General features: G+C 73.9%; 22 protein-coding genes. 16 read left to right on the top strand and 6 right to left on the bottom strand.

From position 1 onward, the window contains the following. Window positions 1–134: 134 nt before the first annotated feature. From ACFWA9_RS19975 to ACFWA9_RS19995, 5 genes are all read left to right on the top strand, one after another. Window positions 135–620 carry a DUF1453 domain-containing protein gene (locus ACFWA9_RS19975; RefSeq protein WP_380388591.1) on the top strand — a complete coding sequence of 162 codons (486 nt, stop codon included), beginning with the start codon at window positions 135–137 and terminating at the stop codon, window positions 618–620. A gap of 42 nt (window positions 621–662) precedes the next feature. After that, entirely contained in the window at window positions 663–1,823 is a 1,161-nt protein-coding gene (locus ACFWA9_RS19980; RefSeq protein ID WP_380388593.1) for a sensor histidine kinase, read from the top strand. 65 nt (window positions 1,824–1,888) lie between these two features. Further along, window positions 1,889–2,599 (top strand): response regulator, encoded by a 711-nt coding sequence (locus ACFWA9_RS19985; protein WP_380388626.1) that lies wholly within the window; start codon window positions 1,889–1,891, stop codon window positions 2,597–2,599. Window positions 2,600–2,723: 124 nt separating this feature from the next. After that, entirely contained in the window at window positions 2,724–3,266 is a 543-nt protein-coding gene (locus ACFWA9_RS19990) for a DUF485 domain-containing protein (RefSeq protein WP_352294226.1), read from the top strand. Next, window positions 3,263–4,933: a cation acetate symporter gene (locus tag ACFWA9_RS19995; protein ID WP_352294224.1), complete on the top strand. Its 1,671-nt coding sequence runs from the start codon at window positions 3,263–3,265 to the stop codon at window positions 4,931–4,933. The genes ACFWA9_RS19990 and ACFWA9_RS19995 overlap by 4 nt, the downstream gene beginning before the upstream one ends. A gap of 97 nt (window positions 4,934–5,030) precedes the next feature. Here ACFWA9_RS19995 and ACFWA9_RS20000 read toward each other — a convergent pair whose 3' ends face one another. After that, entirely contained in the window at window positions 5,031–5,720 is a 690-nt protein-coding gene (locus ACFWA9_RS20000) for a response regulator (RefSeq protein ID WP_329489873.1), read from the bottom strand. Next, entirely contained in the window at window positions 5,717–7,369 is a 1,653-nt protein-coding gene (locus tag ACFWA9_RS20005) for an ATP-binding protein (protein ID WP_380388596.1), read from the bottom strand. Before ACFWA9_RS20005 ends, ACFWA9_RS20000 begins: the two co-directional genes overlap by 4 nt. Before the next feature lie 315 nt (window positions 7,370–7,684). Here ACFWA9_RS20005 and ACFWA9_RS20010 point away from each other — a divergent pair, with 315 nt between their 5' ends. From ACFWA9_RS20010 to ACFWA9_RS20020, 3 genes are read left to right on the top strand one after another with little or no spacing between them, the layout of a single operon-like run. Then, window positions 7,685–8,518: an ABC transporter ATP-binding protein gene (locus tag ACFWA9_RS20010; protein ID WP_329489875.1), complete on the top strand. Its 834-nt coding sequence runs from the start codon at window positions 7,685–7,687 to the stop codon at window positions 8,516–8,518. A gap of 31 nt (window positions 8,519–8,549) precedes the next feature. Beyond that, complete coding sequence (locus ACFWA9_RS20015) at window positions 8,550–9,380, top strand: ABC transporter permease (RefSeq protein ID WP_380388628.1); 831 nt, start codon at window positions 8,550–8,552, stop codon at window positions 9,378–9,380. Between the two features lie 38 nt (window positions 9,381–9,418). Then, on the top strand, window positions 9,419–10,495 hold the full coding sequence (locus ACFWA9_RS20020; protein WP_352294220.1) for an ABC transporter substrate-binding protein: 1,077 nt from the start codon (window positions 9,419–9,421) through the stop codon (window positions 10,493–10,495). Between the two features lie 45 nt (window positions 10,496–10,540). Here the strand turns inward: ACFWA9_RS20020 and ACFWA9_RS20025 are convergent, their stop codons facing one another. Continuing rightward, on the bottom strand, window positions 10,541–11,458 hold the full coding sequence (locus ACFWA9_RS20025) for a sucrase ferredoxin (protein ID WP_380388599.1): 918 nt from the start codon (window positions 11,456–11,458) through the stop codon (window positions 10,541–10,543). Window positions 11,459–11,661: 203 nt separating this feature from the next. Continuing rightward, on the bottom strand, window positions 11,662–14,112 hold the full coding sequence (locus ACFWA9_RS20030) for a DNA topoisomerase IV subunit A (RefSeq protein WP_352294216.1): 2,451 nt from the start codon (window positions 14,110–14,112) through the stop codon (window positions 11,662–11,664). 270 nt (window positions 14,113–14,382) lie between these two features. Here ACFWA9_RS20030 and ACFWA9_RS20035 point away from each other — a divergent pair, with 270 nt between their 5' ends. The 3 genes from ACFWA9_RS20035 (at window position 14,383) to ACFWA9_RS20045 (ending at window position 18,643) form a co-directional block, all read left to right on the top strand. Further along, entirely contained in the window at window positions 14,383–15,756 is a 1,374-nt protein-coding gene (locus ACFWA9_RS20035) for a M16 family metallopeptidase (RefSeq protein WP_380388601.1), read from the top strand. Then, window positions 15,753–17,144: a M16 family metallopeptidase gene (locus ACFWA9_RS20040; RefSeq protein WP_380388603.1), complete on the top strand. Its 1,392-nt coding sequence runs from the start codon at window positions 15,753–15,755 to the stop codon at window positions 17,142–17,144. Before ACFWA9_RS20035 ends, ACFWA9_RS20040 begins: the two co-directional genes overlap by 4 nt. Window positions 17,145–17,449: 305 nt before the next feature. Further along, window positions 17,450–18,643, top strand: a complete 1,194-nt coding sequence (locus ACFWA9_RS20045) for an RtcB family protein (protein WP_352294213.1) — start codon at window positions 17,450–17,452, stop codon at window positions 18,641–18,643. A gap of 103 nt (window positions 18,644–18,746) precedes the next feature. On the opposite strand, the gene ACFWA9_RS20050 is transcribed toward ACFWA9_RS20045, so the two are convergent. Further along, the gene (locus ACFWA9_RS20050; RefSeq protein WP_352294211.1) at window positions 18,747–19,028 is read right to left on the bottom strand and encodes an HPr family phosphocarrier protein; all 282 of its coding nucleotides are present in this window, start codon (window positions 19,026–19,028) and stop codon (window positions 18,747–18,749) included. Window positions 19,029–19,251: 223 nt separating this feature from the next. Here ACFWA9_RS20050 and ACFWA9_RS20055 point away from each other — a divergent pair, with 223 nt between their 5' ends. The 4 genes from ACFWA9_RS20055 (at window position 19,252) to ACFWA9_RS20070 (ending at window position 24,732) form a co-directional block, all read left to right on the top strand. Continuing rightward, complete coding sequence (locus ACFWA9_RS20055; RefSeq protein WP_380388605.1) at window positions 19,252–22,125, top strand: GNAT family N-acetyltransferase; 2,874 nt, start codon at window positions 19,252–19,254, stop codon at window positions 22,123–22,125. 94 nt (window positions 22,126–22,219) lie between these two features. Further along, window positions 22,220–22,819, top strand: a complete 600-nt coding sequence (locus tag ACFWA9_RS20060; RefSeq protein ID WP_329489885.1) for a DUF5998 family protein — start codon at window positions 22,220–22,222, stop codon at window positions 22,817–22,819. A 38-nt stretch (window positions 22,820–22,857) separates the two neighbouring features. Next, window positions 22,858–24,042, top strand: a complete 1,185-nt coding sequence (locus ACFWA9_RS20065) for a nucleotide pyrophosphatase/phosphodiesterase family protein (RefSeq protein WP_352294209.1) — start codon at window positions 22,858–22,860, stop codon at window positions 24,040–24,042. Between the two features lie 33 nt (window positions 24,043–24,075). Next, a complete protein-coding gene (locus ACFWA9_RS20070) occupies window positions 24,076–24,732 on the top strand; it encodes a thymidine kinase (RefSeq protein ID WP_329489887.1) in 657 nt (218 codons plus the stop codon). A gap of 7 nt (window positions 24,733–24,739) precedes the next feature. Here the strand turns inward: ACFWA9_RS20070 and ACFWA9_RS20075 are convergent, their stop codons facing one another. After that, a complete protein-coding gene (locus ACFWA9_RS20075; protein ID WP_380388608.1) occupies window positions 24,740–25,495 on the bottom strand; it encodes a VOC family protein in 756 nt (251 codons plus the stop codon). Window positions 25,496–25,650: 155 nt separating this feature from the next. On the opposite strand from ACFWA9_RS20075, the gene ACFWA9_RS20080 reads away from it, so the two are divergent. Further along, a complete protein-coding gene (locus tag ACFWA9_RS20080; RefSeq protein ID WP_380388610.1) occupies window positions 25,651–26,511 on the top strand; it encodes a sulfurtransferase in 861 nt (286 codons plus the stop codon). Window positions 26,512–26,596: the final 85 nt, after the last annotated feature.

Genomic DNA, 26,596 nt, shown 5'->3' on the forward strand with positions numbered 1-26,596 from the left:
CCCTCCACCCTCGGGTGGAGGGCCCCTGCCGTGCCGGCTCCACCCCCGGTCCACCCCGGCGCCGATCAGCGGGGGGCGCCGGATCCGTAGCGTCGGAGAGGTCAGCAAGCCCTCCTGTCGCAACGGAGAATCCGATGGCCGGCCTCGTCAACGTCCTCGTGATCATCGCGGTGGTCGCCCTGGTGGTCCGCCGCCAGCTGAGCCCGCAGCGCCTCGACACCGAGCGCCGGTTCTGGGTGCTGCCGCTGGTCCTCGCCGTGCTCGCGCTGCGCGACCCGGGCCTGGTCGACGGTGCACACCGGGCCCTCTCGATCGGGCTGACCGCCGCCTCGCTGCTGGTGGTGCTGGCGATGGGCTGCGTCTGGGGCTGGACCGTCCGGATCTGGCGCGGCGAGGACGGCGCGCTCTGGACCCGCGCCACCAAGGCCACCGGGGCGGCCTGGGCCGGCATGATCGTCGTCCGGATCGGTCTGTACGGACTGGGCGCGGCGCTGCACGTCCACCAGAGCGGCAGCGCGCTGATGCTCGGGCTCGCGGCGCTGCTGGTGGTCCGGACCGTCGTGGTGAACTGGAGGGCGCGGGAGCTGGCGACGCCGTACCGCGCCGGCGTGGCCGGCTGACCGGCCGGCCCGCGCGTGACCACACCGAGGAGAGGGAGGCCCGTGCCCGGGTGGAGCTGGACCGGCTGGCCGGCCCGCGAGGGGCTGGAGAGGGACGCGGAGAGCCCGGCCCGGCGGGTCCTGACGCTGATCGGCCGGACGGTCCTGCTCGTCACCCTGGGCTGGGGGACGTTCTCCCGCGGCGGGTACACCGGCTGGGCGGTGGCCGCGGCGGCGGCCGGGCTGGCCGCGGTGGTCCTGCTGACGGCCGCCTTCCTGCGGGCCGCCCGCGCGCAGCTGCTGCGGCCCGCGCTCGCCCTGGCCGCCGCCCTGATCGGCACCGCCTGGGTCGCCGAGTGGGGGAGGGCTCATCTGCTGGCCGACTTCGTCTGGGGCGGGCTGGCCCTGACCGCGCTGGTCCGGCTGCCCGCCGGCGCCGCGCTGGCCACGGCGGCGGCCGCGTTCGGCAGTTACACGGCCGCCAGCTGGGAGAGCTGGCTGGGGATCCTCGCCACGGTGGGCGGGCTCACCCTGCTCGGCTACCTGCTGCGGATGGACGGCGAGGCACGTGGCACCGCCCGGCGGCTGCTGACCCAGGAACGGGCCGCGCGGGCCGCCGAGGCGGAGAGCGCGGCGCTCGCCGAGCGGGCCAGGATCGCCCGCGAGATCCACGACGTCCTGGCCCACAGCCTCTCCGCGCAGCTCGTCCACCTGGAGGCGGCCCGGCTGATGCTGGACGCGGGCACCGACCGGGAGCAGGTCCGCGAACGGGTGGTGGCGGCGCGGCGGATGGCGCAGGACGGCCTGGCGGAGACCCGGCAGGCGCTCTCCGCGCTGCGCGGCGAGTTCACCCCGGTCGGCGAGTTCCTGGTGGAGCTGACCGGGCGCGAGCGGGCGGCGTTCACCGTCACCGGGACCCCGCGCCCGCTCCCCGCCGAAGCGGGGCTCGCGGTCCGGCGCACAGCGCAGGAGGCTCTGACCAACGTGCGCAAACACGCCCCCGGCGCACGCTGCGCGCTGGAACTGCGCTACCTCCCCGACGCGGTGGAGCTGGAGGTGCGCAACACCCGCCCGGGCCGCGGCGAATCGACCGGTGGGCTGGCGGCCACCGGCAGCGGGTACGGTCTGCTGGGGATGCGCGAACGCGCGGAACTGCTCGGCGGCACCCTGCTGGCGGGCCCGGACGAGGGAGGGTGGCGCGTGCTGTTGCGGGTGCCGGTGTGACCGGGGCGGATCCGACCAGGGTGCTGGTCGCGGACGACCAGACGGTGGTGCGCGAGGGCATCGTGATGCTGCTCGGCCTGTTGCCGGGCATCGAGGTGGTGGGCGCCGCCGCCGACGGCGAGGAGGCCGTCGAGCTGGTCGAGCGGCACCGCCCGGACGTCGTCCTGATGGACCTGCGGATGCCGCGCTGCGACGGGGTCGAGGCCACCCGCCGGATCCGGGCGGCGCACCCGGAGACCGAGGTCGTCGTGCTGACCACCTACGCCGACGACGAGTCGCTCTTCCCCGCGCTGCAGGCCGGGGCGCGCGGCTACCTCACCAAGGACGCCGGCGGCGACGAGATCGCCCGGGCCATCGCGGACGTCCGCTCGGGCGCCGCCGGGCTCTCGCCGCAGGTGCAGCTGCGCCTGCTGGAGCGGCTGGCGGGCGGCGCGCAGCAGGCCACCGCGCCGGGCGGGTGGGACGCGTCGCACGGCGGCGGGCGCGGCGGTGGCGGTGGCGGTGGCGGTGGCGGCGGTGCGGGCCGGTCCGGTCCGGCCGGGCCCGGAGCGGGGCGCCCGGCGGAGCTGCCGGACGGGCTGACCGCCCGCGAGGCCGAGGTGCTGGCACTGATCGCGGAGGGCCTCTCCAACACCGAGATCGCCCGTCGGCTGTTCGTCAGCCCGGCCACCGTGAAGACGCACATCAACAATCTGTTCGCCAAGACCGGGGTGCGGGACCGTGCCCAGGCGGTCGCGTACGCCTTTCGCCACGGGTTCACCGGTACGCAGCAGTAGTCGGATGAGCACCTGTCGGATCATCGATCACCTCATCGAGTGAACGTATCTGCAATGGGAGTTGGCGGGCTCCGCGGGCCTCCATCATGGGTTCGGTCAGAGCCCCGCCGGTCCAGGAGCAGTAGTGCCACAGCAGCAGACGAGCAGTCCCGGACAGGGGCAGCGATTCGACTGGTGGGCCGCTCCCGCCGCGGCCCCCCAGCCCGACCGGCCCGCGCCGCCGGCCCCCGCCGTGCCGCCGCCGGCACCACCGGTGCCGTCCGCGCCGCCCGCGGCCCGGATGGAGGCCGCCCCGCCCGCCCGGCCGCTCGCGCCGGCTCCCGTGCCGCCGGTCGAGGCCCCGTCGGCCGTCGACAGCAGCGAGGTGTACCGCGCCGTCCAGGGCAGCGACGCGTTCCAGGAGATCAAGCGCAGCTACCGGGCCTTCGTCCTCCCGGTCAGCGGGGCGTTCCTCGGCTGGTACCTGCTGTACGTAGCCGCCCAGGCCGGCGCGCCCGGGCTGATGCGCAGCCAGGTCGCCGGCCCGGTCAACGTGGCCTGGCTGCTCGGCCTGCTGCAGTTCGCCTCGACCTTCCTGCTCACCTGGCTCTACGCCCGCAACGCCCGCACCAAGCGGGACCGGGCCGCGCTGGGCCTGCGCTGGGACACCCAGGACCAGTTGCGATGAGGACCGCGACCCCGCCTCCCGTCGCCCCCGCCGGCGACCACCACGACCTGGCCATCGTGCTCTTCGCCGTCATCGTCCTGGTCACCCTGGGCATCACCCTCTGGGTGGGCCGCCGGGGCAGCGCCGCCGAGGACTTCTACGCCGGCGGCCGTGACTTCACCCCGCTGCAGAACGGCTTCGCGCTCTCCGGCGACTACCTCTCCGCCGCCTCCTTCCTCGGCGTCGCCGGGCTGATCGCGCTGTACGGCTACGACGGCGTGCTCTACAGCATCGGCTTCCTGGTCGCCTGGCTGGTGGTGCTGATGCTGGTCGCCGAGCTGGTCCGCAACGCCGGCCGGTACACCCTGGCCGACGTGCTGGCGCTGCGCCTGCGGCGGCGCAAGGTCCGGGCGGCGGCCGGCGGCGCCAGCGTCGTCGTCACCCTGCTCTACCTGGTCGCCCAGATGGTGGGCGCGGGCAGCCTGGTCGCCCTGCTGCTCGGCACCAGCAGCACCCAGGCCCGGACCTGGACCATCGTGGCGGTGGGCGGTCTGATGATCGTCTACGTCACGGTCGGCGGGATGCGGGCCACCACCTGGATCCAGATCGTCAAGGCCTTCCTGCTGATCGCGGGCTCGGTGCTGCTCACCGTGCTGCTGATGGTCCGCTTCCACGGGGACGTCGGTGAGCTGATGCGGCAGGCCGCCCAGCACAGCGGCGCCGGGCAGCGGTACCTGGAGCCGGGGCTCAAGTACGGGGCGAGCTTCACCAGCCGGCTGGACTTCTTCAGCCTCGGCCTCGCCCTGGTGCTGGGCACCGCGGGCCTGCCGCACATCCTGTCCCGCTTCTACACGGTGCCCACCGCCCGGGCCGCCCGGCGCTCGACGATGTGGGCGATCGGGCTGGTCGGCGGCTTCTACCTGATGGCCATCGCGCTCGGCCTGGGTGCCACCGCGCTGGTCGGCTCGGCGGAGGTCCGGCACGCCAACGCGGCGGGGAACACGGCCGTCCCGCTGCTGGCCCTCGTCCTCGGCGGCGGCAACGGCAGCACCGGCGGGGTGGTGCTGTTCGCGCTGATCTCGGCGATCGCCTTCGCCACCATCCTGGCCGTGGTCGCCGGGCTGACGCTCGCCTCCTCGGCCGCCTTCGCCCACGACATCTGGGCGGGCGCCTGGCGGGGGCGCCCGCGCCGTCGGCGGGGCGGCGTGCCGGCCTCCCGGCGGGCCCGCCGGGAGGCGTCCGAGCGCGAGGAGGTCGGCGTCGCCCGGATCGCGGCGGTGGGGATCGGGGCGGTCGCGATCGCGCTCAGCCTCTTCGCCCAGCAGCTGAACGTGGCCTTCCTGGTCGGCCTGGCCTTCGCCGTCGCCGCCTCGGCCAACCTGCCGGTGCTGCTGTACACGCTGTTCTGGCGGCGGTTCACCCCGCGCGGCGCGGTCTGGTCGGTGTACGGCGGGCTGATCCCGGCGATCGTCCTGGTGACCTTCTCGCCGGTGGTCTCCGGCACCAAGGTGGCGCTCTTCCCGGGGGTGGACTTCCACTGGTTCCCGCTGGAGAACCCGGGCATCGTCTCCATCCCGCTGGGCTTCCTGGCCGGCTGGATCGGCACCCTCACCTCGCCCGAGCCGGCCGACGCGGACCGCTACGCCGAGCTGGAGGTCCGCTCCCTCACCGGAGCCGGCGCGGCCTGAGCGGCGGCGGGCGCCGCGCGGCGCGCACGGAACCCCGACGGGCCTGGGACCCGTCGGGGTTCCGCCGTGAACGGCGGCGTTCGGCCCGGGGCGGCCCTCAGGCCCGGACGGCCAGCACGTAGCGGTGCTCGGGCCGCCCGGTGTCGCCGTACCGCAGGGTGAGCCGCAGCCGGCTGTCCCGCTCCAGCTGCTTGAGGTAGCGCTGCGCGGTGGAGCGGCTCAGCCCGGTGGCGTCCGCGACCTCCTGGGCGCAGAGCGGGCGGCCGGCGCGGCGGAGCACACCGAGCACCAGGTCGGTGGTGGGCGCCGAGTGGCCCTTGGGCAGGGCGGCCGCGGGGGCCGCCGTGCCGCGCAGGGTGGCGAAGAGCCGGTCCACCTCGTCCTGGCCCGCCTCGCGCGCGGCCGGTCCGGCCAGCGCGTGCCGCAGCTGCGCGTAGGCGACCAGCTTCTCCCGCAGCCCCGCGAAGCTGAACGGCTTGACCAGGTACTGCAGGGCGCCGTGCTGCATCGCGGCGTGCACCGTGGAGACGTCCCGGGCGGCCGTCACCATCATCACGTCGCACGCCACCTGCCGTTCGCGCAGGCGCCGCACCAGGGCGAGGCCGGTCTCGTCCGGCAGGTGGTGGTCGAGCAGCAGCAGGTCCACCGGGCGGCGCTCCAGCGCGGCGAGCGCCTGACCGGCCGAGTGCGCGGTGCCGGTGACCCGGAAGCCGGGCACCTTGGCCACGTACGCGGCGTGCACGTCGGCGACCCGGAAGTCGTCGTCCACCACGAGTACGTCGATCATCGGGCCTCCACGAGCGGTGCGGGGACGGGCGGTGCGGGGACTGGTGGTGCGGGGAGGGGCGCGGCCGGGGGGTCGTCGTGCAGGGCCTCGGGGAGCTCGACGGTGAACCGGGCGCCGCCGAGCGGCCCGGTGTCGAGCACGATCCGGCCACCGGTCCGTTCGACCAGCCGCCGCACCATCGCCAGCCCCAGCCCGCGCGGCCGGTGCGCGGGCGCGTCCTTGCTGGTCCACCCCTCCTCGAAGACCCGCTCGCACAGGGCCGCCGGCACCCCCGGCCCGCTGTCCGCGACCTCGGCCAGCAGGGTGGACCCGGCCGCCGCCAGGGTCACCGCCACCTGACCGCCGCCGCCCGGAGCCACCGCGTCGACGGCGTTGTCGATCAGGTTGCCGAGCACCGTGACCAGCGCCCGGGTATCCACCACCGCGTCCGGCAGATGCGCCGCCGGGGCGACCGCCAGCCGGACGCCGCGCTCGGCCGCGACCGCCGCCTTGCCGGCCAGCAGCGCCGCGACGTGCGGGTCCCGCACCCGCTCGCCGATCCGGGCCACCGCCGCCGCGTGCGAGCCCGACTGCTCGGAGATGAACGCCACCGCCTGGTCGTGGCGGCCGAGCTCCAGCAGGCCGAGCAGGGTGTGCATCCGGTTGGCGTGCTCGTGGTCCTGGGCCCGCAGGGCCTCGGTGAGGCTGCGGGTGGTGTCCAGCTCACGGACCAGGGACTCCAGCTCGGTGCGGTCGCGCAGGGTCACCACCGCGCCGCCCTCGGCCGTCGCCATCCGGTTCACCACCAGCACCCGGTCGTCCCGGACGGCCGGCAGGTCGGCGCCGGTGATCCGCCCGGCCAGCACGTCGGCCAGTCGGCCCGGCGGCAGCACCTCGTCGATCGGCCGCCCGGCGAACTCCTCGGGGAGGCCGAGCAGCCGCCCCGCCTCGTCGTTGGCGAGCCGGATCCGGCCCCGTTCGTCCAGCGCCACCATGCCCTCCCGGATGCCGTGCAGCATCGCCTCCCGCTCCACCAGCAGCGCCGAGATGTCGGCCAGCGCGATGTTGTGGGTGCGGCGCTTCAGCCGGCGGGCCAGCGCCAGCGTGGCGACGGTGCCGGCGGTCAGCCCGGCGCCCGCGCAGAGCAGGATGCCGGTGAGCATCTTCAGCAGCCGCCGACGGATCGAGTCGTCGCTGATGCCCACCGAGACCTCGCCGACGATCCGCCCGTCGGCGACCCGCAGCGGGACCTTGCCGCGCGCGGTACGGCCCAGGGTGCCCTCCTGGATGGCGGTGACGCTGCGCCCGGCGAGGGCGGGCTCGGGATCGGTGGAGACCCGCTGGCCGATCCGGCCGGGATCGGTGTGCGAGAGCCTGATGCCGTCCAGGTCGGTGACCACGACGAAGCTGGCGCCGGTGGCCGTCCGGATCTGCTCGGCGTTGCGCTGGGCGGTGGCGGCGTCGCGGACCTCGGCGGCCCGGGCGATCGTCTCGTCGCCGGCGGTGGCCTGGGCGATCGACAGCGCGCGCTGCATCGCGTCGTGGTCCAGTTCGGCGCTGACCGGTGCCAGGAACAGGCCGGCGGTGAGGACGGTGACGCCGACGGTCACCACGGTCTGGCTCAGCAGCAGCTGGGCGAAGACCCGGCGGGGCCAGTGGGGGTGTTTCATCCGGGCCTCCTCTCGGGGGCGTCCGACCGGCCGCGGTCGACGGGCGAGGGGGATCAGGGCGGGCGGGGGGTTTGGGGGATCGGGCGGGGCGGATCGGGCAGATCGGGCGGAACCGGGTGGGTGGCGGGTCGGTGGTCGGCACACCCTATGTTTCCGGGGTGGTTCTGTCAGCCGTGCCCCCGCTGTTGTAGCGGAAGCAAAACGAGCAGAACAGCCCTCAACGCGGAGAACCCGCAGTTCGCCGAGAAGTCTCCCGCCGCCGCCCCCGCCGCTCCTAGCCTCCCGGGGCAAGCACAGAGCACCCCGGGAGGTTCCATGAGCACAACCCCGGCGACCGGGCCGGCGCCGGCCCCGGCGATCGAGTTGACCGGCGCCACCAAGCGGTTCCGCACCCCGTCCGGCGCCCTGCACACCGCCGTCCGCGACCTCGACCTGACCGTCGCGCAGGGCGAGTTCGTCGCCGTCGTCGGCCCCACCGGCTGCGGCAAGTCCACCACGCTGACCCTGGTCAGCGGCCTGGAGGAGCCCACCGAGGGCGAGGTCCGGGTGTACGGCCGGCCGGTCGACGGCATCGACCGGAAGGTCGGCTTCGTGTTCCAGCAGGACGCCGTCTTCCCCTGGCGGACCGTGCTGTCCAACGTCACGGCCGGCCCGCGCTTCCGCGGCGTGCCGGCCACCGAGGCCAGGGAGCGGGCCCGCGACTGGCTGGCCCGGGTGGGCCTCGGCGACTTCGAGGACCGCTACCCGCACCAGCTGTCCGGCGGTATGCGCAAGCGCGTCGCGCTCGCCCAGACCTTCGTCAACGACCCCGGCATCCTGCTGATGGACGAGCCGTTCTCGGCGCTGGACGTGCAGACCCGCGCCCTGATGTCCGACCAGCTGCTGGAGTTGTGGGCCGGCACCGGGTCGTCCGTGGTCTTCGTGACCCACGACCTGGACGAGGCGATCGCGCTGGCCGACCGGGTCGTGGTGATGACCGCCGGACCGGCCACCGTCAAGGAGGTCTTCACCGTCGACCTGCCCCGCCCGCGCACCGTGGAGGCGGTCCGGCTGGAGCCGAGGTTCGTCGAGTTGTACCGGGAGATCTGGGCGTCGCTCGGCGAAGAGGTGCGCATCACCCGGGAGAGAGGAGCGGGTCGTGCCGCTTGAGACCGCGCCGGCCGTCGCCGGAAAGGCCCCGGTGGCCACCGCCACCAGGACGGAAGCCCGCGAACGGGCCGCCCGCAGGCGAAGGCTGGGCATCTACGGAGCCCGGATCGCGGTGCTGGTGGCCTTCCTCGGACTCTGGGAGCTGTGCGCCCGCACCGAGGTCGTCGATCCGTTCAACTTCTCCCAGCCGACGAGGATCTGGGACCAGATCTGGCAGTGGATCACCCACGGCACGGCCCAGGGCTCGCTCGGCGAGCAGATCGGCTACACCCTCTACGAGGCCCTCACCGGCTGGGTGATCGGTGTCACCGGAGGCGTGCTGCTGGGCATCGCCCTCGGCCGGATCCGCTTCCTGGCCGACGTGTTCGGGCCCTACATCAAGGTGCTGAACGCCATCCCGCGCATCGTGCTGGCCCCGATCTTCCTGATCTGGTTCGGCCTCGGCCCGGCCTCCAAGGTGGCCTCGGCGGTGGTGCTGGTGTTCTTCCCGGTCTTCTTCAACGCCTTCCAGGGCGCCCGAGAGGTCGACCGCAACCTGGTCGCCAACGCCCGCATCCTGGGCGCCGACAACCGGCGGGTCACCCTTCAGGTGGTCATCCCCGCCGCCACCACGTGGATCTTCACCAGCCTCCACGTCAGCTTCGGCTTCGCGCTGATCGGCGCCATCGTCGGCGAGTACATCGGCGCCACCAAGGGCCTCGGCCTGCTGGTCGCCGCGGCCCAGGGCACCTTCAACGCGGCCGGCGTGTACGCCGCGATGACCATCCTCGCCGTCGTCGCGCTGTTCACCGAGGGGCTGCTGACCTTCGCCGAGAAGAAGCTGTTCCGCTGGAAGCCCGCCGACTCCGGCGACGGCCGCTGAACCCCACCCCGTTCCACCGCAGAGAGGCACCCCCACCCATGCGCCCGAACCCGACCGGCAGAGCTGCCGCCGCCGCCCTCGCCGCCGTCCTGCTGTTCCCGCTCGCCGCCTGCGCCAACGACGCCGCCTCCGTCTCCCACAGCGGAGCCGCCCCGGCCGGGCAGAAGGTCGACGGCCCCAAGGTCAAGATCATGGTCGGCGGCCTGGACAAGGTCATCTACCTGCCCGCCATGCTCACCCAGCGCCTCGGGTTCTTCGCCGAGGCCGGCGTCAACGTCGAGCTGCTGAGCGAACCGGCCGGCGTCAACGCCACCACCGCGCTGCTCGCCGGGGACGTCCAGGGCGCGGTCGGCTTCTACGACCACACCATCGACCTCCAGGCGAAGGGCAAGAACGTCGAGTCGGTCGTGCAGTTCTCCCAGGCACCGGGCGAGGTCGAGATCGTCTCCGCCAAGCAGGCCGACGCCATCACCTCGGGCGCCGACTTCAAGGGCAGGAAGCTCGGCGTCACCAGCATCGGCTCCTCCACCGACTTCCTCACCAAGTACCTCGCCGTCAAGAACGGCACCGCGGTCAGCGAGTTCAGCCCGATCGCGGTAGGCGCCGGCCAGACCTTCATCGCCGCGCTCCAGCAGGGCAGCATCGACGCCGGCATGACCACCGACCCGACCGTGGCCGCCGTTCTCGACAAGGGCCTCGGCAAGATCCTCTACGACATGCGGACCCCCGAGGGCTCGCGCGCCGCACTCGGCGGGCTCTACCCCTCGTCCTCGCTCTATATGAGCTCCGAGTGGGTGGAGAAGAACAAGGACACCACCCAGAAGCTCGCCAACGCCTTCGTCAGGACGTTGAAGTGGATGGCCGCGCACACCCCGGCGGAGATCGCCGAGAAGATGCCCGCGGACTACGCGCAGGGCGGCGCCGAGCAGTACGCGGCGGCGATCGGGGCGACCCTGCCGATGTTCACCACGGACGGGGTGATGCCCGCCGACGGGCCGAAGACCGTCCTCGCGGTGCTCGCCGCCTTCCACCCGGACGTCAAGGGCAAGGAGGGCTCCATCGACCTGGCCCGCACCTACACCACGGAGTTCGTCGGCAAGGCCGCCACGGGCTGACCCCGCGCCGGCGGTCCCGCGCCCACCCCCACGGGCGCGGGGCCGTCACCGTTCCCGGACCGACAGCGCCCGGACCGCCGCCACGTCCATCCGCGACGGCGTGCCCGCCGCCTTGCCGCAGCTCTCCGGGCGGGCCGGCTCGCTCGCGCCCTCGACCACGTCCACCTCCCAGGCCCGGCCGTCCCGGTGCCGCACGGTCACCAGCCAGCGCCCCGCGCCGGCGGAGCGCTGGCTCAGGGTCAGCGCGTCCACCTCGGTCTCGCCGGTGGCCAGCCGGACGGCGTGGTCGGCCGCCTGGCCCGGGCGCTCCCAGCCCGAGCAGCCCCGCGACCACTCCGGCACCATGTGCCCGGACGCCGTCGCCGCCAGCACCTCCTTGGCGCTCTCCGCCGTCAGCCGCCCGTAGGCGAAGCCGTACGGCAGCACCAGCATGGTGGGGGAGAAGCGGTGCCCGCCCAGGTGGGTCACCTCCCACACCTCGCTGTGCCCGGCCGCCGTCAGCTGGGCGGCCAGCGGCCGGCCCAGCAGCGCGCAGCAGCGGTCCCGTCGGCCGTTGGTGCACACCAGGGCCACCGGTCCGCCGACGTGCTCCGCGCCGAACCCGCCGTGCTCGCCCGCCCCCAGCGCCCCGAAGTCCAGCCCGAGCAGCTCCGCGGGGTCCGTGACCGCCCCCCGGCGCACCCAGCCGCGACCCGGCACGGTGTGTGCGAGGAACACCTCGTGCCGCGCGGTCGGCAGGCAGTCGGCGTGCCGGCCAGGCCGCCGGATCAGCGCCACCCGCACGCCCGTCCCCGCGGCGGCCGCCTCCAGGGCCCGCCCCACCGCGGCGTCCAGATGGCTCTCCGCGAGCGCCTTCGCGCCCCACGGCCCGGTCTGCTCGATCAGCAGCCAGGTGGTGGCGGTGGCCGCCGTGGCGGCCAGCGGCTCCGACAGTTCACGCGACACGGTCGCACAGGTGCTCACGCAGGCAAGGCTACCCTTGGCCCCCCGGGCCACTGGGGCTTGGCACCCGCTTGGCCCCCTCGGCTCTCGGGGCCCCCGGGCTCCCCGTACGCGGCTCCTGCGACCCGGCCCGGACGCGAGAGAGGGGCGCCGGACTCCGGCACCCCTCCCACGACCTGCGGCCGGCCGCTGTTACACCGGGCCGCCGTTACACCGTTCCGCCCTTACACCGGGCCGGCCACCACACCGATCGGCGCCGTCACCGGCGTGCCCGACCCGTCACGACGCGGGTCGCGCTCCGGCAGGTCGACCGGAGCCCCCTTGGCGCCGGCCGCGCGGGCCGGCGCGGCACCCGCCCAGGCGAAGGACAGCACGTCCTCGCCGCGCAGGAACCGCTGGCAGCGCACACCACCGGTGGCCCGGCCCTTGCGCGGGTACTGCTCGAACGGGGTGACCTTCCAGGAGCTCTGCTCCTCGCCCGTCAGCGTGCCCGAGGCACCGGCCACCGAGACCACCACCGCGTCCACGGCCGGGTCCACGGCGGTGAAGGAGAGCACCCGGGCGCCGTCCGACAGCTTGATCCCGGCCATGCCGCCCGCCGGTCGGCCCTGCGGGCGCACCTGGCCCGCCGGGTAGCGCAGCAGCTGGGCGTCGGAGGCGATGAAGACCAGGTCCTCCTCGCCGGTGCGCAGCTCGACCGCGCCGACCACCTCGTCACCCTCCTTGAGGGCGATCACCTCGAACTCGTCCTTGTTCGCCGGCCACTCCGGCACCACCCGCTTCACCACACCCTGCGCCGTGCCCAGCGCCAGACCCGGCGAGGACTCGTCCAGCGTGGTCAGCGCCAGCGCCCGCTCGCCCGTCTCCAGCCGCAGGAACTCGCCCACCGCGGCGCCGCCCGCCAGCGTCGGCGACGGCGTCGGCGGCAGTGCCGGCAGGTCGATCACCGGCAGTCGCAGCACCCGGCCGGCCGACGTCACCACACCGATGTCCGCCCGCGCCGTGGCCGGCACCGCCGAAACGATCACATCGTGCTTGGAGCGCTTCTCCGACACCTCGAACGGCTCGCCGTCCGCCGTCCGCGCCAGCAGGCCCGTCGAGGAGAGCAGCACCCGGCACGGGTCGTCCGCCACCTCCAGCGGAACGGACAGGGCCGCCGACGGGGCCGCGCCCGCCTCCAGCAGCACCGTCCGCCGCTCGGTGCCGAACTGCTTCGACACCGCGGCCAGTTCGCCCGACACGACGTTGCGCAGCCGGGTGTCCGACTCCAGGATCTCGGTCAGCTCCGCGATCTCGGAGTTGAGCTTCGCCTGCTCCTCCTCCAGCTCCACCCGGTCGAACCGGGTCAGCCGGCGCAGCGGCGTGTCCAGGATGTACGCGGTCTGCGTCTCCGACAGCGAGAAGCGCTCCATCAGGCGCTCCTTCGCCCGCGCCGCGTTGTCGCTCGACCGGATGATCGCGATGACCTCGTCGATGTCGATCAGGGCCACCAGCAGGCCCTCGACCAGGTGCAGCCGCTCCTGGCGCTTGCGCCGACGGAACTCGCTGCGCCGGCGCACCACCTCGAAGCGGTGGTCGACGTAGACCTCCAGCAGCTCCTTCAGACCCAGCGTCAGCGGCTGGCCGTCCACCAGGGCCACGTTGTTGATGCCGAAGGTCTCCTCCATCGGCGTCAGCTTGTAGAGCTGCTCCAGCAGCGCCTCCGGCACGAAGCCGTTCTTCACCTCGATCACCAGCCGCAGCCCGTGCTCGCGGTCGGTGAGGTCCTTGACGTCCGCGATGCCCTGCAGCTTCTTCGCGTTGACCAGGTCCTTGATCTTCGAGATGACCTTCTCCGGGCCGACGTTGTACGGCAGCTCGGTGACCACGATGCCCTTGCGGCGGGCCGTCACGCTCTCGATCGTCGTCGTCGCACGGATCTTGAAGGTGCCGCGGCCCGACTCGTACGCGTCCCGGATGCCCGACAGGCCGACGATCCGGCCGCCGGTCGGGAGGTCCGGCCCGGGCACGAACCGCATCAGCGTGTCCAGGTCGGCGTTCGGGTGCTTGATCAGGTGCCGGGCCGCCGCCACCACCTCGGACAGGTTGTGCGGCGGCATGTTGGTCGCCATCCCGACCGCGATCCCCGTCGCGCCGTTCACCAGCAGGTTCGGGAACGCGGCCGGCAGCGCCAGCGGCTCCTGCTCGCTGCCGTCGTAGTTCGGGCCGAAGTCGACGGTGTCCTCGTGGATCGACTCCACCATCGCCATCGAAGCCGCCGTCAACCGCGACTCGGTGTACCGCATCGCGGCCGGCGGGTCGTCGTTGCCCAGCGAACCGAAGTTCCCGTGCCCGTCGATCAGCGGCAGTCGCATCGAGAACGGCTGCGCCATCCGGACGACCGAGTCGTAGATCGACGCGTCACCGTGCGGGTGCAGCCGGCCCATCACCTCGCCCACCACGCGGGCGCACTTCACGTGCGCGCGGTCCGGCCGCAGGCCCATCTCGTTGGCCTGGTACAGGATCCGCCGGTGCACCGGCTTCAGGCCGTCCCGTGCGTCGGGCAGCGCACGCGAGTAGATCACCGAGTAGGCGTACTCCAGGAAGGAGCCCTGCATCTCGTCCACGACGTCGACGTCGAGGATCCGCTCCTCGAAATCTCCGGGCGGCGGGGTCTGCGAACTGCGGCGGGCCATCGCGGCGGGGCTCCCTTACGTCTCGCTTGCGTCTCGTCGTCGTCAGTCGTCGTGTGCGTCTGCCGTCGTGTGCTGTCCTCGTCGGCTGTCGTCAACAGGGCCCAGCGCCCCCATTGTGGACCCTCGCGCCGACACTCCGAGCCAGCGCCCCTCTTCCGCCCCTGGCGAACGCCCGGTCCGCGCGGACACATCCGAGCCCTCCCCGCGTTGCACCACAATGGGGGACGCCACACGAACCCCCGACATCGACGACGGGAAGGACCCGAGCGCATGGCCAACCCGGCCCCCGCATCCGCCTCCACCGGAGGAACTGGCGCTGCCATCGCCATCACCGAGCACCGCCTGGCCAACGGCCTGCGCGTCGTCCTCTCCGAGGACCACCTCACCCCGGTCGCCGCCGTCTGCCTCTGGTACGACGTGGGCTCCCGCCACGAGGTGAAGGGCCGTACCGGTCTGGCCCACCTGTTCGAGCACCTCATGTTCCAGGGCTCCGCCAGCGTCTCGAACAACGGCCACTTCGAGCTCGTGCAGGGCGCCGGCGGCTCGCTCAACGGCACCACCAGCTTCGAGCGCACCAACTACTTCGAGACCATGCCCGCCCACCAGCTGGAGCTCGCCCTCTGGCTGGAGGCCGACCGGATGGGCTCGCTGCTCGCCGCCCTGGACGACACGTCCATGGAGAACCAGCGCGACGTCGTCAAGAACGAGCGCCGCCAGCGCTACGACAACGTGCCCTACGGCACCGCCTTCGAGAAGCTCACCGCGCTCTCCTTCCCCGACGGCCACCCGTACCACCACACCCCCATCGGCTCCATGGCCGACCTCGACGCCGCCACCCTGGAGGACGCCCGCGCGTTCTTCAGCACGTACTACGCGCCGAACAACGCCGTCCTCTCCGTCGTCGGCGACATCGACCCCGAGCAGACCATCGCCTGGGTGGAGAAGTACTTCGGCTCCATCCCCGGCCACGACGGCAAGCAGCCCCCGCGCGACGGCACCCTGCCCGACACCTTCGGCCGGGAGATCCGCGAGCACATCCACGAGGACGTCCCGTCCCGCGCCCTGATGGCCGCCTACCGGCTCCCGCACGACGGCACCCGCAAGGCCGACGCGGCCGACCTGGCCCTCACCATCCTCGGCAGCGGCGAGTCCAGCCGCCTCTACAACCGCCTCGTGCGCCGCGACCGCACCGCCGTCGCCGCCGGCTTCGGCCTGCTCCGCCTCGCCGGCGCCCCCAGCCTCGGCTGGCTCGACGTCAAGACCTCCGGCGACGCCACCATCGAGCAGATCGACGCCGCCGTCGACGAGGAGCTCGCCCGCTTCGCCGCGGAGGGCCCCACCGCCGCCGAACTGGAGCGCGCCCAGGCCCAGATCGAGCGCGAGTGGCTCGACCGGCTCACCACCGTCTCCGGCCGCGCCGACGAACTCTGCCGCTACGCCGTCCTGTTCGGCGACCCGAAGCTGCTGGGCAGTGCCCTGGCCAAGGTGCTCGACGTCACCGCGGAGGAGGTCCAGGCCGTCGCCCAGGCCCGCCTGCACCCGCGCAACCGGGCCGTCCTGGTCTACGAGCCCACCACCGGCGACGACACCGACGCCGACGAGACCGCCACCGACGCCACCGAAGAGGAGGGCGCTGCCGCATGAGCACCGACTACGTCCCCGCCATGACGTTCCACCCCAAGCCCGAGCCCGGCACCGCAGAGCCGTGGGCGTTCCCCGCCCCCGAGCGCGCCGTCCTCGGCAACGGCATCACCGTCCTGCACTGCGACCGCCCCGGCCAGCAGCTCGTCGCCGTCGAGGTCCAGCTCGACGTGCCGCTCGCGGCCGAGCCGGAGGGCCTCGACGGCATCGCCACCATCCTGGCCCGCGCCTTCAACGAGGGCACCGACACCCTCACCGCCGAGGAGTTCGCCGCCGAACTGGAGCGGGCCGGCGCCACCCTCGACGCGCACGCCGACCACCCCGGCCTCCGGGTCTCCCTGGAGGTGCCGGCCTCCCGGCTCCAGCGCGGCCTCGGCCTGCTCGCCGACGCGCTGCGCGCGCCCGCGCTGCCCGAGGACGAGATCGAGCGCCTGGTCGCCAACCGGCTCGACGAGCTCGTCCACGAGGCGGCCAACCCCGCCCGCCGCGCCGCCAAGGCCCTCTACGCCGAGCTCTTCGACGGCGCCGACCGGCTCTCCCGCCCCCGCGGCGGCACCGCCGACACGGTCAAGTCCATCGACCGGGCCGCCGTCAAGGCCTTCTACGACGCCCACGTCCGCCCCTCCACCACCACCGTCGTGGTGGTCGGCGACCTCACCGGCACCGACCTGCCCGCGCTCCTGGAGGCCACCCTCGGCACCTGGACCGGCACCACCGCGGAGCCCACCGTGCACGCCCCGGTGACCGGCGACGACACCGGCCGCGTCGTCATCGTCGACCGCCCCGGCTCGGTCCAGACCCAGCTGCTCATCGGGCGCGTCGGCCCGGACCGCCACGACCCGGCCTGGGCCGCCCAGATCCTCGGCACCTACTGTCTCGGCGGCACCCTCACCTCCCGCCTGGACCGCGTCCTGCGCGAGGAGAAGGGCTACACCTACGGCGTCCGGGCGTTCGCCCAGCCGCTGCGCTCCGCCGCCGACGGCTCCGGCCGTGCGCTGATCGCGATCAGCGGCTCGGTGGACACCGCGTCCACCGCGCCGGCGCTCGCCGACACCTGGACCATCCTGCGGACCCTCGCCGCCGAGGGCCTCACCGACGCGGAGCGCGACGAGGCCGTGCAGTTCCTGGTCGGCGTGGCCCCGCTGAAGTACGAGACCGCGGGCTCCGTCGCCGGCACGCTGGCCGACCAGGTCGAGCAGGACCTGCCGGACGACTACCAGGCCGAGGTCTACCGCAGGCTCGCCGAGCTGCCGACGGCGGAGGCCACCGAGGCCGTCGTCGCGGCGTTCCCGGCGGACCGCCTGGTCACCGTCCTGGTCGGCGACGCCGCCACGATCGCCGACCCGGTGCGCGAGCTGGGCATCGGCGAGGTCACCGTGATCACCGCCTGATCAGCGCCTGATCCCCCCGGTACGGGCTGGGGCCCGGTGGAGCACTCCGCTCCGCCGGGCCCCCGCGTTTTATCCCGTTGCGGGCCCCGGGCGCCGCGTGGGTAGATGTTCCCCGGCACACACGAACGGGAGGAGGCGGTCACCATGCGGGTCGAGCGAACTGCACGACGCTCCCCAAGGCCGTTCTCCCGCTGTGCCCAGGGCGTCTGAGCCCCACCCCCGGAACTTCCCCGAGCCGCGCCGGGACTCTTCGCGCGGCACCCCACCTAGGCTTGAACCAGCCGACCTTTGGAGGTCGTTCAACCATGTCGTACACCGAGGTACCCGGCGTCCGCGTGCCGATCCGGATGTGGACCGACCCGGCCACCGTCGAGGGCCAGGCCATGCAGCAGCTGCGCAACATCAGCTCGCTGCCCTGGCTGCACGGCCTCGCCGTGATGCCCGACGTCCACCTGGGCAAGGGTGCGACGGTCGGCTCCGTGATCGCGATGAAGGGCGCCGTCTGCCCGGCGGCCGTTGGCGTCGACATCGGCTGCGGGATGAGCGCCGTCAAGACCTCGCTCACGGCCGGGGACCTGCCCGACGACCTCTCGCGACTGCGCTCCAAGATCGAGCAGGCCATCCCGGTCGGCCGCGGCCTGCACACCGACCCGGTCGACCCGAAGAAGCTCCACGGCTTCGCCACGGCGGGCTGGGACGACTTCTGGGAGCGGTTCGACGGCGTGGCCCACGAGGTCAAGTGGCGCCGCGAGCGGGCCATGCAGCAGATGGCGACCCTCGGAGGGGGAAACCATTTCATCGAAGTATGTGTTGATAGCACCGGAGTCGTGTGGCTGATGCTGCACTCCGGCTCCCGGAACATCGGCAAGGAGCTGGCGGAGCACCACATGGGCGTCGCCCGGTCGCTGCCGCACAACCAGGGGCTGATCGACCAGGACCTCGCGGTCTTCATCGCGCAGACCCCGCAGATGGCCGCCTACCGCGAGGACCTCTTCTGGGCGCAGGAGTACGCCAAGAAGAACCGCGCGGTGATGATGGCGCTCTTCCAGGACGTCGTCCGCCGTGAGTTCGCCAAGGCGAGGGTCACCTTCGACGAGGTGATCAGCTGCCACCACAACTACGTGTCGGAGGAGCGGTACGACGGCGTCGACCTGCTGGTGACCCGCAAGGGCGCGATCAAGGCCGGCTCCGGTGACTTCGGCATCATCCCCGGTTCGATGGGCACCGGCTCCTACATCGTCCGCGGCCTCGGCAACGAGGCGGCGTTCAACTCCGCCTCGCACGGCGCAGGCCGGAAGATGAGCCGCAACGCCGCGAAGAAGCGGTTCACCACCCAGGACCTGGTCGAGCAGACCAAGGGCGTGGAGTGCCGCAAGGACAGCGGCGTCGTGGACGAGATCCCCGGTGCGTACAAGTCGATCGAGAAGGTCATCGAGCAGCAGAAGGACCTCGTGGAGGTCGTCGCCCACCTGAAGCAGGTCGTCTGCGTCAAGGGCTGACCCGGGCGCGGGGTCCCGCGGCTCCGGCGCCGCCGGGTACCCGGGGCCGGGCATGCGGAAGGGGGGGCACCGCCGTGGCGGTGCCCCCCTTCCTCGACGGTGCTCAGGCGGCGGCCGGCAGCTCGTCGAGGCCTTCCTGGACCAGCTGGGCGAGGCGGTCCAGGGCCTCGTCCGCGCCCTCGGCGTCGGAGGCGAGGATGACCTCCTCGCCGCCCTGGGCGCCGAGGCCGAGCAGGCCGAGCATGGAGGCGGCGTTGATCGGGGTGCCGCCGGGCTTGGCGATGGTGATCGGCACGCCGGTGGCCGTGACGGCCCGGACGAAGACGGAGGCGGGACGGGCGTGCAGGCCCTCGGCCCAACCGATGGTGACGCGGCGCTCAGCCATGAGACGTGCCTTTCCGGTGAAGCTGGTCATGGCCGGGGCAGGGGGGTTCCTTCGACCATGTTGTCTAGACCAGTGTTGCACGCAGGCAACCCCTGCGAGCCGCCGCGTTCAGGACTTGTGATTGTTTCTTTCGGGGGCATAACCCCCGGCCAGTGGCCGTCTCCACCCTGCCGCGACGACACGTCCGGCGCCATTCGGCTCGCCGCCGGATAACCTGACGAATGTGGACGACTCCGCGGTACCGCACCCCGAGCAGACCCCGCAGGATCCGCAGAACTGGCCGGCTCCCCAGCCCCGGCAGTCCCAGGACGCGGACTACCCGCAGCACTGGGAGGCCGACGTCCTGCTGCGTGACGGCGGCACGGCCCGGATCCGGCCGATCACGCCCGCCGACGCCGGCCGGCTGGTCGAGTTCTACGAGCAGGTGTCGGACCAGTCCAAGTACTTCCGCTTCTTCGCGCCCTACCCGCGGCTCTCCGACAAGGACGTCCGCCGCTTCACCCACCACGACTTCGTGAACCGGGTCGGCCTCGCCGTGGTGGTCCGCGACCGCTTCATCGCCACCGTCCGCTACGACCGGATCGACGCCGACGGCCGCCCCTCGGAGACCGGCACCGACGCCGAGGTGGCGTTCCTGGTGCAGGACGCCCACCAGGGCCGCGGGGTCGCCTCCGCACTGCTGGAACACATCGCCGCGGTGGCCCAGGAGCGCGGCATCCGCCGCTTCCAGGCCGAGGTGCTGCCGGAGAACCGCAAGATGGTGAAGGTCTTCACCGACGCCGGCTACACCCAGCACCGCAGCTTCGCGGACGGTGTGGTCCACCTGGAGTTCGACCTGGAGCCGACCGCCGCCTCGCTGGCCGTGATGCGGGCGCGCGAGCACCGGGCCGAGGCGCGGTCCGTGCAGCGGCTGCTCACTCCGCGCTCGGTCGCGGTGGTGGGCGTCTCCCGCCACCCGCAGACCGTCGGCCGGGCGATCCTGCGGGACCTGCTCGGCGGGCTGCCGCACGGTGACGACCGCCGCGTCTACGCGGTGAACCGCAATGCCCCGCCCGGCACCGCGCTGGACGGCGTCCCGGTGCACCGCTCGGTGCTGGAGATCCCCGGCCCGGTGGACCTCGCCGTGATCGCCGTCCCGGCCGCCGCCGTTCCCGCCGCCGTCGCCGACTGCGGCGCGCACGGCGTGCAGGGCCTGGTGGTGGTCACCGCCGGCTACGCCGAGACCGGCCCGGAGGGCCGCGACCGCCAGCGCGCCCTGGTCCGCCAGGCCCGGGCGGCCGGCATGCGGGTGATCGGCCCGAACGCCTTCGGCCTGATCAACACCGATCCCGCGCTCCCGCTCAACGCCTCGCTCGCACCCGTCCTGCCGCGCCGGGGCGGCTTCGGCATCTTCTGCCAGTCCGGCGCGATCGGCGTGGCCCTGCTGGAGGCCGCCCACCGCCGGGGCCTCGGCGTCTCCTCCTTCGCCTCGGTCGGCAACCGCTCCGACGTCTCGGGCAACGACTTCCTCCAGTACTGGGCGGAGGACCCGGCCACCGACGTCGTGCTGCTCTACCTGGAGTCCTTCGGCAACCCCCGCAAGTTCACCCGGATCGCCCGCCGGCTCGCCGCCGTCAAGCCGATCGTGGTCGTCAAGGGCGCCCGCCACACCGGCAGCCTGCCGCCCGGCCACGCCATCCCGGTCACCGCCAGCGGGCTGCGCGACGCCACCGTCGACGCCCTGTTCGAGCAGGCCGGCGTCACCCGGGTGGAGACCATCACCGAGCTGTACGACACCGGGGAGCTGCTCGCGCTCCAGCCGCTGCCGCCCGGCGACCGGGTCGCCGTGGTCGGCAACTCCGACTCGCTCGGCCTGCTCACCCACGACGCCTGCCTCAGCGCCGGTCTGCGCCCCCGCACGCCGGTCGACCTCACCACGGCCGCCACCGGCGAGAACTTCCGGATCGCGCTGGACGTCGCACTCGCGGACCCGGCCGTGGACGCGGTGATCGCCGTCGCGATCCCGCCCATCGGCACCTCCGCGCACGCCTTCATGGGCGGCCGGCTGACCGGCCCGGACGATCCCGAGATGGGCTCCGACGACCCCGAGATCGCCGCAGCCCTGCTCGAAGCGGGCGAGCGCGCGAGGGAGTTGGGCAAGCCGCTGGTGCTCGCCCACCTGGCGCTGACCGACCTGCCGAGCCGGCTCCGCCCGGGCGGCATCCCCGCCTACCCGGCACCGGAGCGCGCCGTCCGCGCCCTCGCGCACGCCGTCCACCACGCCGAGTGGCGGCGCCGGACGGCCGAGGCGGAGGAGACCGCCCGCGTCCCGGAGCTGGACCGGATCGACGAGGGCGGCGCCCGCGACCTGGTCGAGGCGGCGCTCAGCACCCGGACCGCGATCGCCGCCCGCACCCAGCCCGGCGGTGCGCGGATCACCCTGCCGGAGGCCGGCACCACCGCGCTGCTCGCGCACTACGGCATCGACGTCTCCCCGACCCTGCCCGCGCCCGACGAGGAGTCCGCCGTCCGCGCCGCCGCGACGCTCGGTTACCCGGTGGCGCTCAAGGCGACCGCCCCGCACCTGCGCCACCGCCCCGACCTCGGCAGCGTCCGCCTCGACCTGACCGGCGAGCCGGGGCTGCGCCGCGCCCACCGCGAGCTGGACGCGCTGCTCGGCGGGGCCGCCCAGGCCGAACTCGTCGTGCAGCGCCTGGCCCCGCGCGGTGTGGACACCGTGATCGGGGCCACCGTCGACCCGGCGGTGGGCGCGATCCTCTCCTTCGGTCTGGCCGGCGCCCCGGCCGAGCTGCTCGGTGATGTTGCCCACCGTCTGGTCCCCGCCACCGACCAGGACGTCGCCGGTCTGATCCGCGAGGTCCGGGCGGCCCCGCTGCTGTTCGGCTGGCGCGGCGCCGACGCGGTGGACACCGCCGCGCTGGAGGAACTGCTGCTGAGGGTGTCGCGGCTGGTCGACGATCTCCCGGAGGTCGCCTCGGTGGACCTCGAACCCGTGGTCGTCGCCCCGCACGGACTGGCGATCCTGGGGGCGCGGGTGCGGATCGCACCCCTGCCCGTCCGCAGCGATCTGGGCCCGCGCGCGATGAGCACGCTGTAACCTTCCTTGGTTGCGCCCTGTCCGGGGGCGCTGTCGTCCGGAAGCTCGGCGCCGCGCCGCCCGCTTCGTCGGCGGACCATGCCAGGATGGAGTTATGGCGAAGACCGGTACCACCACCACTCAGGACCTGCGCTCGGCGATCGAGCGCAGCGGCTACTACCCGGCCCTGGTGTCCGAGGCGGTCGAGTCCGCGGTGGGTCCCGAGCCGATCAGCTCCTACCTGGTGCACCAGGAGACCACCTTCGACGCCAACGAGGTGCGCCGGCACGTCACCGTGCTGGTGCTGACCCCGACCCGTTTCGTGGTGAGCCACACCGACGAGCAGTCCGGCGGCGAGGCCGGCCCCGCGGTGCCCTACGCCACCACCTCCACCGAGAGCGTCCGGCTGGACCGGATCGGCTCGGTCGTGGTGAGCCGGATGGTCGCCAACCCGGAGACCTACACCCCCGGCACGCTGCCCCGCGAGGTCGTGCTGACCATCGGCTGGGGTGCCGTGCAGCGCCTGGACCTGGAGCCGGCCGGCTGCTCGGACCCGAACTGCGAGGCCGACCACGGCTACACCGGATCGGCCACCGCTGACGACCTGTCACTGCGGGTCAGCGAGGCGGGTGACGGCCCGGAGACGGTCGCCCAGGCCCTGGTGTTCGCCCGGGCGCTCTCCGACGCCACGATCAGCAACGGTCCGCGGGTCTGAGCCGACGCACCGGAAGCCAGGAAGTCAGCCTCTCACCCATGTCCTTCGCACCCGACGCCCACGACGCCTTCGAGATCCTCGACCCCGCCGCCGCCCCGGCCCCCCTGTACGGCGGCGGCTCGCTCTGTGACCTGCTGCCCTCGGTGGCGGCCGGACTCGGCGTGCCCGGCTTCACCGCCGCACTGCCGATCGCCCCGGCCGACCGGGTGGTGGTCTTCCTGGTCGACGGACTCGGCTGGGAGCTGCTGCTCCGCCACCCCGAGTACGCGCCGTTCCTCTCCTCGCTGATCGGCAGCTCGCTCGCCGGCACCGGCCGCCCGCTGACCGCCGGCTTCCCGTCCACCACCGCCACCTCGCTGGCGTCGGTCGGCACCGGGACCCCGCCCGGCCTGCACGGCCTGGTCGGCTACACGGTCGCGGTGCCGGGCGCCGGCCACCTGATGAACCAGCTGCGCTGGCAGCCGCCGGTCGCCCCGCACACCTGGCAGCCGTACCCGACGGTGTTCGAGCAGACGCACGCCGCCGGGGTGGCGACCGCCCAGGTCTCCTCGCCGCTGTTCGCCCAGACCCCGCTGACCCGGGTGGCGCTCTCCGGCGGCAGCTTCCTCGGCCGCACCACCGGCGAGGAGCGGATGGACCAGGCCGCCCGCTGGCTGGCCGAGCACGACCGCGCCCTCGTCTACACCTACGTGAGCGAGCTGGACGGCGCGGGGCACCGGTTCGGGGTGGACTCCGACGACTGGCGGATGACGCTGGACGCGGTGGACCGCCTGGCCCGCCGCCTGGCCGAGCAGCTGCCGCCGCGGTCGGCGATGTACGTCACCGCCGACCACGGCATGATCGACATCGCTCCGGAGGACCGGATCGACTTCGACGAGGACTGGGAGCTGGGCGCCGGCGTCGCCCTGCTCGGCGGCGAGGGCCGGGCCCGGCACGTCTACGCGGTGCCCGGCGCGGCCGCCGACGTGTACACGGTCTGGAGCGAGGTGCTGGGCGACCGGATGTGGGTGGCCACCCGGGACGACGCGATCGCGGCAGGCTGGTTCGGACCCTCCGTGGACGAGCGGGTCTACCTGCGGATCGGCGACGTGGTCGCCGCCGCCCGGGACGACGTCGCGGTGACCGCCTCCCGCAACGAGCCCGGCGAGTCCGCGATGATCGGTCTGCACGGCTCGATGACCCCGGTCGAGCAGTTCGTGCCCCTGCTCGAAGTCCGCACGTGAACCCCCTTGAAGTGAAAGGCCTTCGCACCACCCATGGCTGAACTGGTGTTCTTCTCGGGCACGATGGACTGCGGGAAGTCGACGCTCGCGTTGCAGATGGACCACAACCACGCCGCGCGCGGCCGGCAGGGGATCATCCTCACCCGCAACGACCGGGCCGGCGCGGCCACCATCTCCAGCCGGCTCGGCCTGCAGGCCGAGGCGGTCGAGGTGGCGGACGAGTTCGACTTCCACGCCCACGTCGTGCACCGGCTCTCGGCCGGCGGCCGGGTGGACTACCTGATCTGCGACGAGGCCCAGTTCTTCGCCGCCGAGCAGGTCGACCAACTGGCCCGGGTGGTGGACGAACTCGGCATCGACGTCTTCACCTTCGGCATCACCACGGACTTCCGCACCCGGCTGTTCCCCGGTTCCCAGCGGCTGATCGAACTGGCCGACCGGGTGGAGGTCCTCCAGGTCGAGGCGCTCTGCTGGTGCGGCGCGCGGGCCACCCACAACGCCCGTACGGTGGGCGGCGTGATGGTGGTCGAGGGCGCCCAGGTCGTGATCGGCGACATCACGGTGCGCGAGGACGAAGTCGGCTACGAGGTGCTCTGCCGCCGGCACCACCGCCGCCGGCTGACCGCCGCCACCGCCCGCGTCTCGGTACTCTCCCCGGACGTGCTGCCCTTCGAGGAGCAGCAGGCCTGACCCGCTCCTACCGGAGCCCCGCCTGCAGCACCGAGAAGTGCCCGCCCTGCGGGTCCGCGAGTCGCGCCACCGGTCCGCGCCCGCTCTCGTGCGGCTCCAGCAGCACCCGGCCGCCCAGCCGGATCGCCCGACGGACCGTCAGTTCGACGTCCTGGACGGCGAAGTGGACTCGCCAGCGCGGCGGGTGGCCGCGCAGCTCGGCGCCGTGCCGGATGCCCGCCACCGGCCGGCCGTCCACCAGCAGCGCGGACTCGCCGCCGGCGGGCGCCACCGGCCGCCCGAGCACCGCGCCGTAGAACACCGCGGCGCCCTCCTCGTCCGGCGTGAGCAGCTCGGCCCAGGCCGGCCCGCCGGGCTCGGGTCCGGCCTCGCGGCCGATGTGCTCCTCGCCCTGCCAGAGGCCGAAGACCGCGCCGGAGACGTCGGCCGCGATCGCCAGCCGTCCGGCCCGCTCGGCCTGGAGCGGCCCGACCGCCACCGTTCCGCCGCACTCGTGCACCAGTTGGGCCGTCCGGTCGGCGCTGTCCACCGCGAAGTAGGTGGTCCACTGCACCGGGAAGCCGGGCACCGCGGAGACGCCGAGGCCGGCGACCGGCGCACCGCCCGACTCGGCCCGGACGTAGTCACCGAGCTCGGTGGGGCCGGGGGTGTACGTCCAGTCGAGCAGCTCGCCGTAGAACGCGCGGGCGCCGGCCAGGTCGTCGGTCATCAGGCTGACCCAGCACGGCGTGCCCTGGGCCAGCCGGAGTGTCACCGCGGGCATGCGGGCCTCCTCACGGGGCGGTCGGCGCACGGACCTGCGCACGTGAGGGTGATGGTTCCACCCTGGCGCGCGCCGAACCCTCGGGCCGCGCGGAAAGTCCGGCAAAGACCGCACAAAGAGCGTTGAGTTGGTGGTGCTGCGCGAGAATGACCGCCATGACGACCTCTCACGATGACTCCCCGCTGGTGTCGGTGGCCGGCCTGCGGGAGGCGCTCGCCTCGGCGCGCCCGCCCGTCCTGCTCGATGTGCGCTGGCAGCTCGGCGGCCCTCCCGGCATCGAGGACTACGCGGCGGGCCATCTGCCCGGTGCGGGCTTCGTCGCGCTGGACACCGACCTCGCCGCCCCGGCCGGACCGCCCGGGCGCGGTGGCCGTCACCCGCTGCCCGACCCGGAGGAGTTGGGCGCCGCGCTGCGCCGCCTCGGGGTCCGCGCCGACCGTCCGGTGGTGGTGTACGACGGTGCGACCTCGCTGGCGGCGGCGCGCGCCTGGTGGCTGCTGCGCTGGGCCGGTCACCCGGACGTGCGGGTGCTGGACGGCGGGTTCGCCGCGTGGCAGGCGGCCGGGCTGCCGGTGACCACCGAGGTGGAGACCCCGGAGCCGGGTGACTTCAAGCCGGTGCCCGGGCAGTTGCCGACGGTCGACGGGGACGGCGCGGCCGCGCTGGCCCGGACCGGTCTGTTGCTGGACGCGCGGGCGGGCGAGCGCTACCGGGGCGAGACCGAGCCGATCGACCCGCGGGCCGGCCACGTGCCGGGGGCGCTCTCCGCGCCGACCACCGAGAACGTCGGCCCGGACGGGCGGTTCCGGCCGGCCGCCGAACTGGCCGAGCGGTTCCGCGCGCTGGGCGCCGCCGAGCGGGAGACCGCGGTGTACTGCGGGTCCGGGGTGACGGCGGCCCACCAGATCCTCGCCCTGGCGGTGGCCGGGCTGCCGGCCGCGCTGTACCCGGGCTCGTGGAGCGAGTGGTCGAGCGACGAGAGCCGCCCGGTGGCGGTCACCGGGCAGCCCGGCTGATCGACGGAACGGGAGAGGGGTGGGGGGGGGGCCCGCCCCGCCCCCCCCCCGACGCGTATAAAAAAAAACCAGACCACCAGACCAC

It is taken from the genome of Kitasatospora sp. NPDC059973 (assembly GCF_042737525.1).
Lineage (GTDB): Bacteria > Actinomycetota > Actinomycetes > Streptomycetales > Streptomycetaceae > Kitasatospora.

Bases quoted from the DNA above. Each gene is read 5' to 3' on its own strand.
- ACFWA9_RS19985 (WP_380388626.1), top strand. From the start codon at position 1,889: ATGCTGCTCGGCCTGTTGCCGGGCATCGAGGTGGTGGGCGCCGCCGCC.
- ACFWA9_RS20050 (WP_352294211.1), bottom strand. From the start codon at position 19,028: ATGGCTGAGCGCCGCGTCACCATCGGTTGGGCCGAGGGCCTGCACGCC.
- ACFWA9_RS20075 (WP_380388608.1), bottom strand. From the start codon at position 25,495: ATGCCCGCGGTGACACTCCGGCTGGCCCAGGGCACGCCGTGCTGGGTC.
- ACFWA9_RS20060 (WP_329489885.1), top strand. From the start codon at position 22,220: ATGGCGAAGACCGGTACCACCACCACTCAGGACCTGCGCTCGGCGATC.
- ACFWA9_RS19975 (WP_380388591.1), top strand. From the start codon at position 135: ATGGCCGGCCTCGTCAACGTCCTCGTGATCATCGCGGTGGTCGCCCTG.
- ACFWA9_RS20040 (WP_380388603.1), top strand. From the start codon at position 15,753: ATGAGCACCGACTACGTCCCCGCCATGACGTTCCACCCCAAGCCCGAG.
- ACFWA9_RS20070 (WP_329489887.1), top strand. From the start codon at position 24,076: ATGGCTGAACTGGTGTTCTTCTCGGGCACGATGGACTGCGGGAAGTCG.
- ACFWA9_RS20020 (WP_352294220.1), top strand. From the start codon at position 9,419: ATGCGCCCGAACCCGACCGGCAGAGCTGCCGCCGCCGCCCTCGCCGCC.
- ACFWA9_RS20005 (WP_380388596.1), bottom strand. From the start codon at position 7,369: ATGAAACACCCCCACTGGCCCCGCCGGGTCTTCGCCCAGCTGCTGCTG.
- ACFWA9_RS20035 (WP_380388601.1), top strand. From the start codon at position 14,383: ATGGCCAACCCGGCCCCCGCATCCGCCTCCACCGGAGGAACTGGCGCT.
- ACFWA9_RS19995 (WP_352294224.1), top strand. From the start codon at position 3,263: ATGAGGACCGCGACCCCGCCTCCCGTCGCCCCCGCCGGCGACCACCAC.
- ACFWA9_RS20065 (WP_352294209.1), top strand. From the start codon at position 22,858: ATGTCCTTCGCACCCGACGCCCACGACGCCTTCGAGATCCTCGACCCC.
- ACFWA9_RS20030 (WP_352294216.1), bottom strand. From the start codon at position 14,112: ATGGCCCGCCGCAGTTCGCAGACCCCGCCGCCCGGAGATTTCGAGGAG.
- ACFWA9_RS20000 (WP_329489873.1), bottom strand. From the start codon at position 5,720: ATGATCGACGTACTCGTGGTGGACGACGACTTCCGGGTCGCCGACGTG.
- ACFWA9_RS20045 (WP_352294213.1), top strand. From the start codon at position 17,450: ATGTCGTACACCGAGGTACCCGGCGTCCGCGTGCCGATCCGGATGTGG.
- ACFWA9_RS20080 (WP_380388610.1), top strand. From the start codon at position 25,651: ATGACGACCTCTCACGATGACTCCCCGCTGGTGTCGGTGGCCGGCCTG.
- ACFWA9_RS20010 (WP_329489875.1), top strand. From the start codon at position 7,685: ATGAGCACAACCCCGGCGACCGGGCCGGCGCCGGCCCCGGCGATCGAG.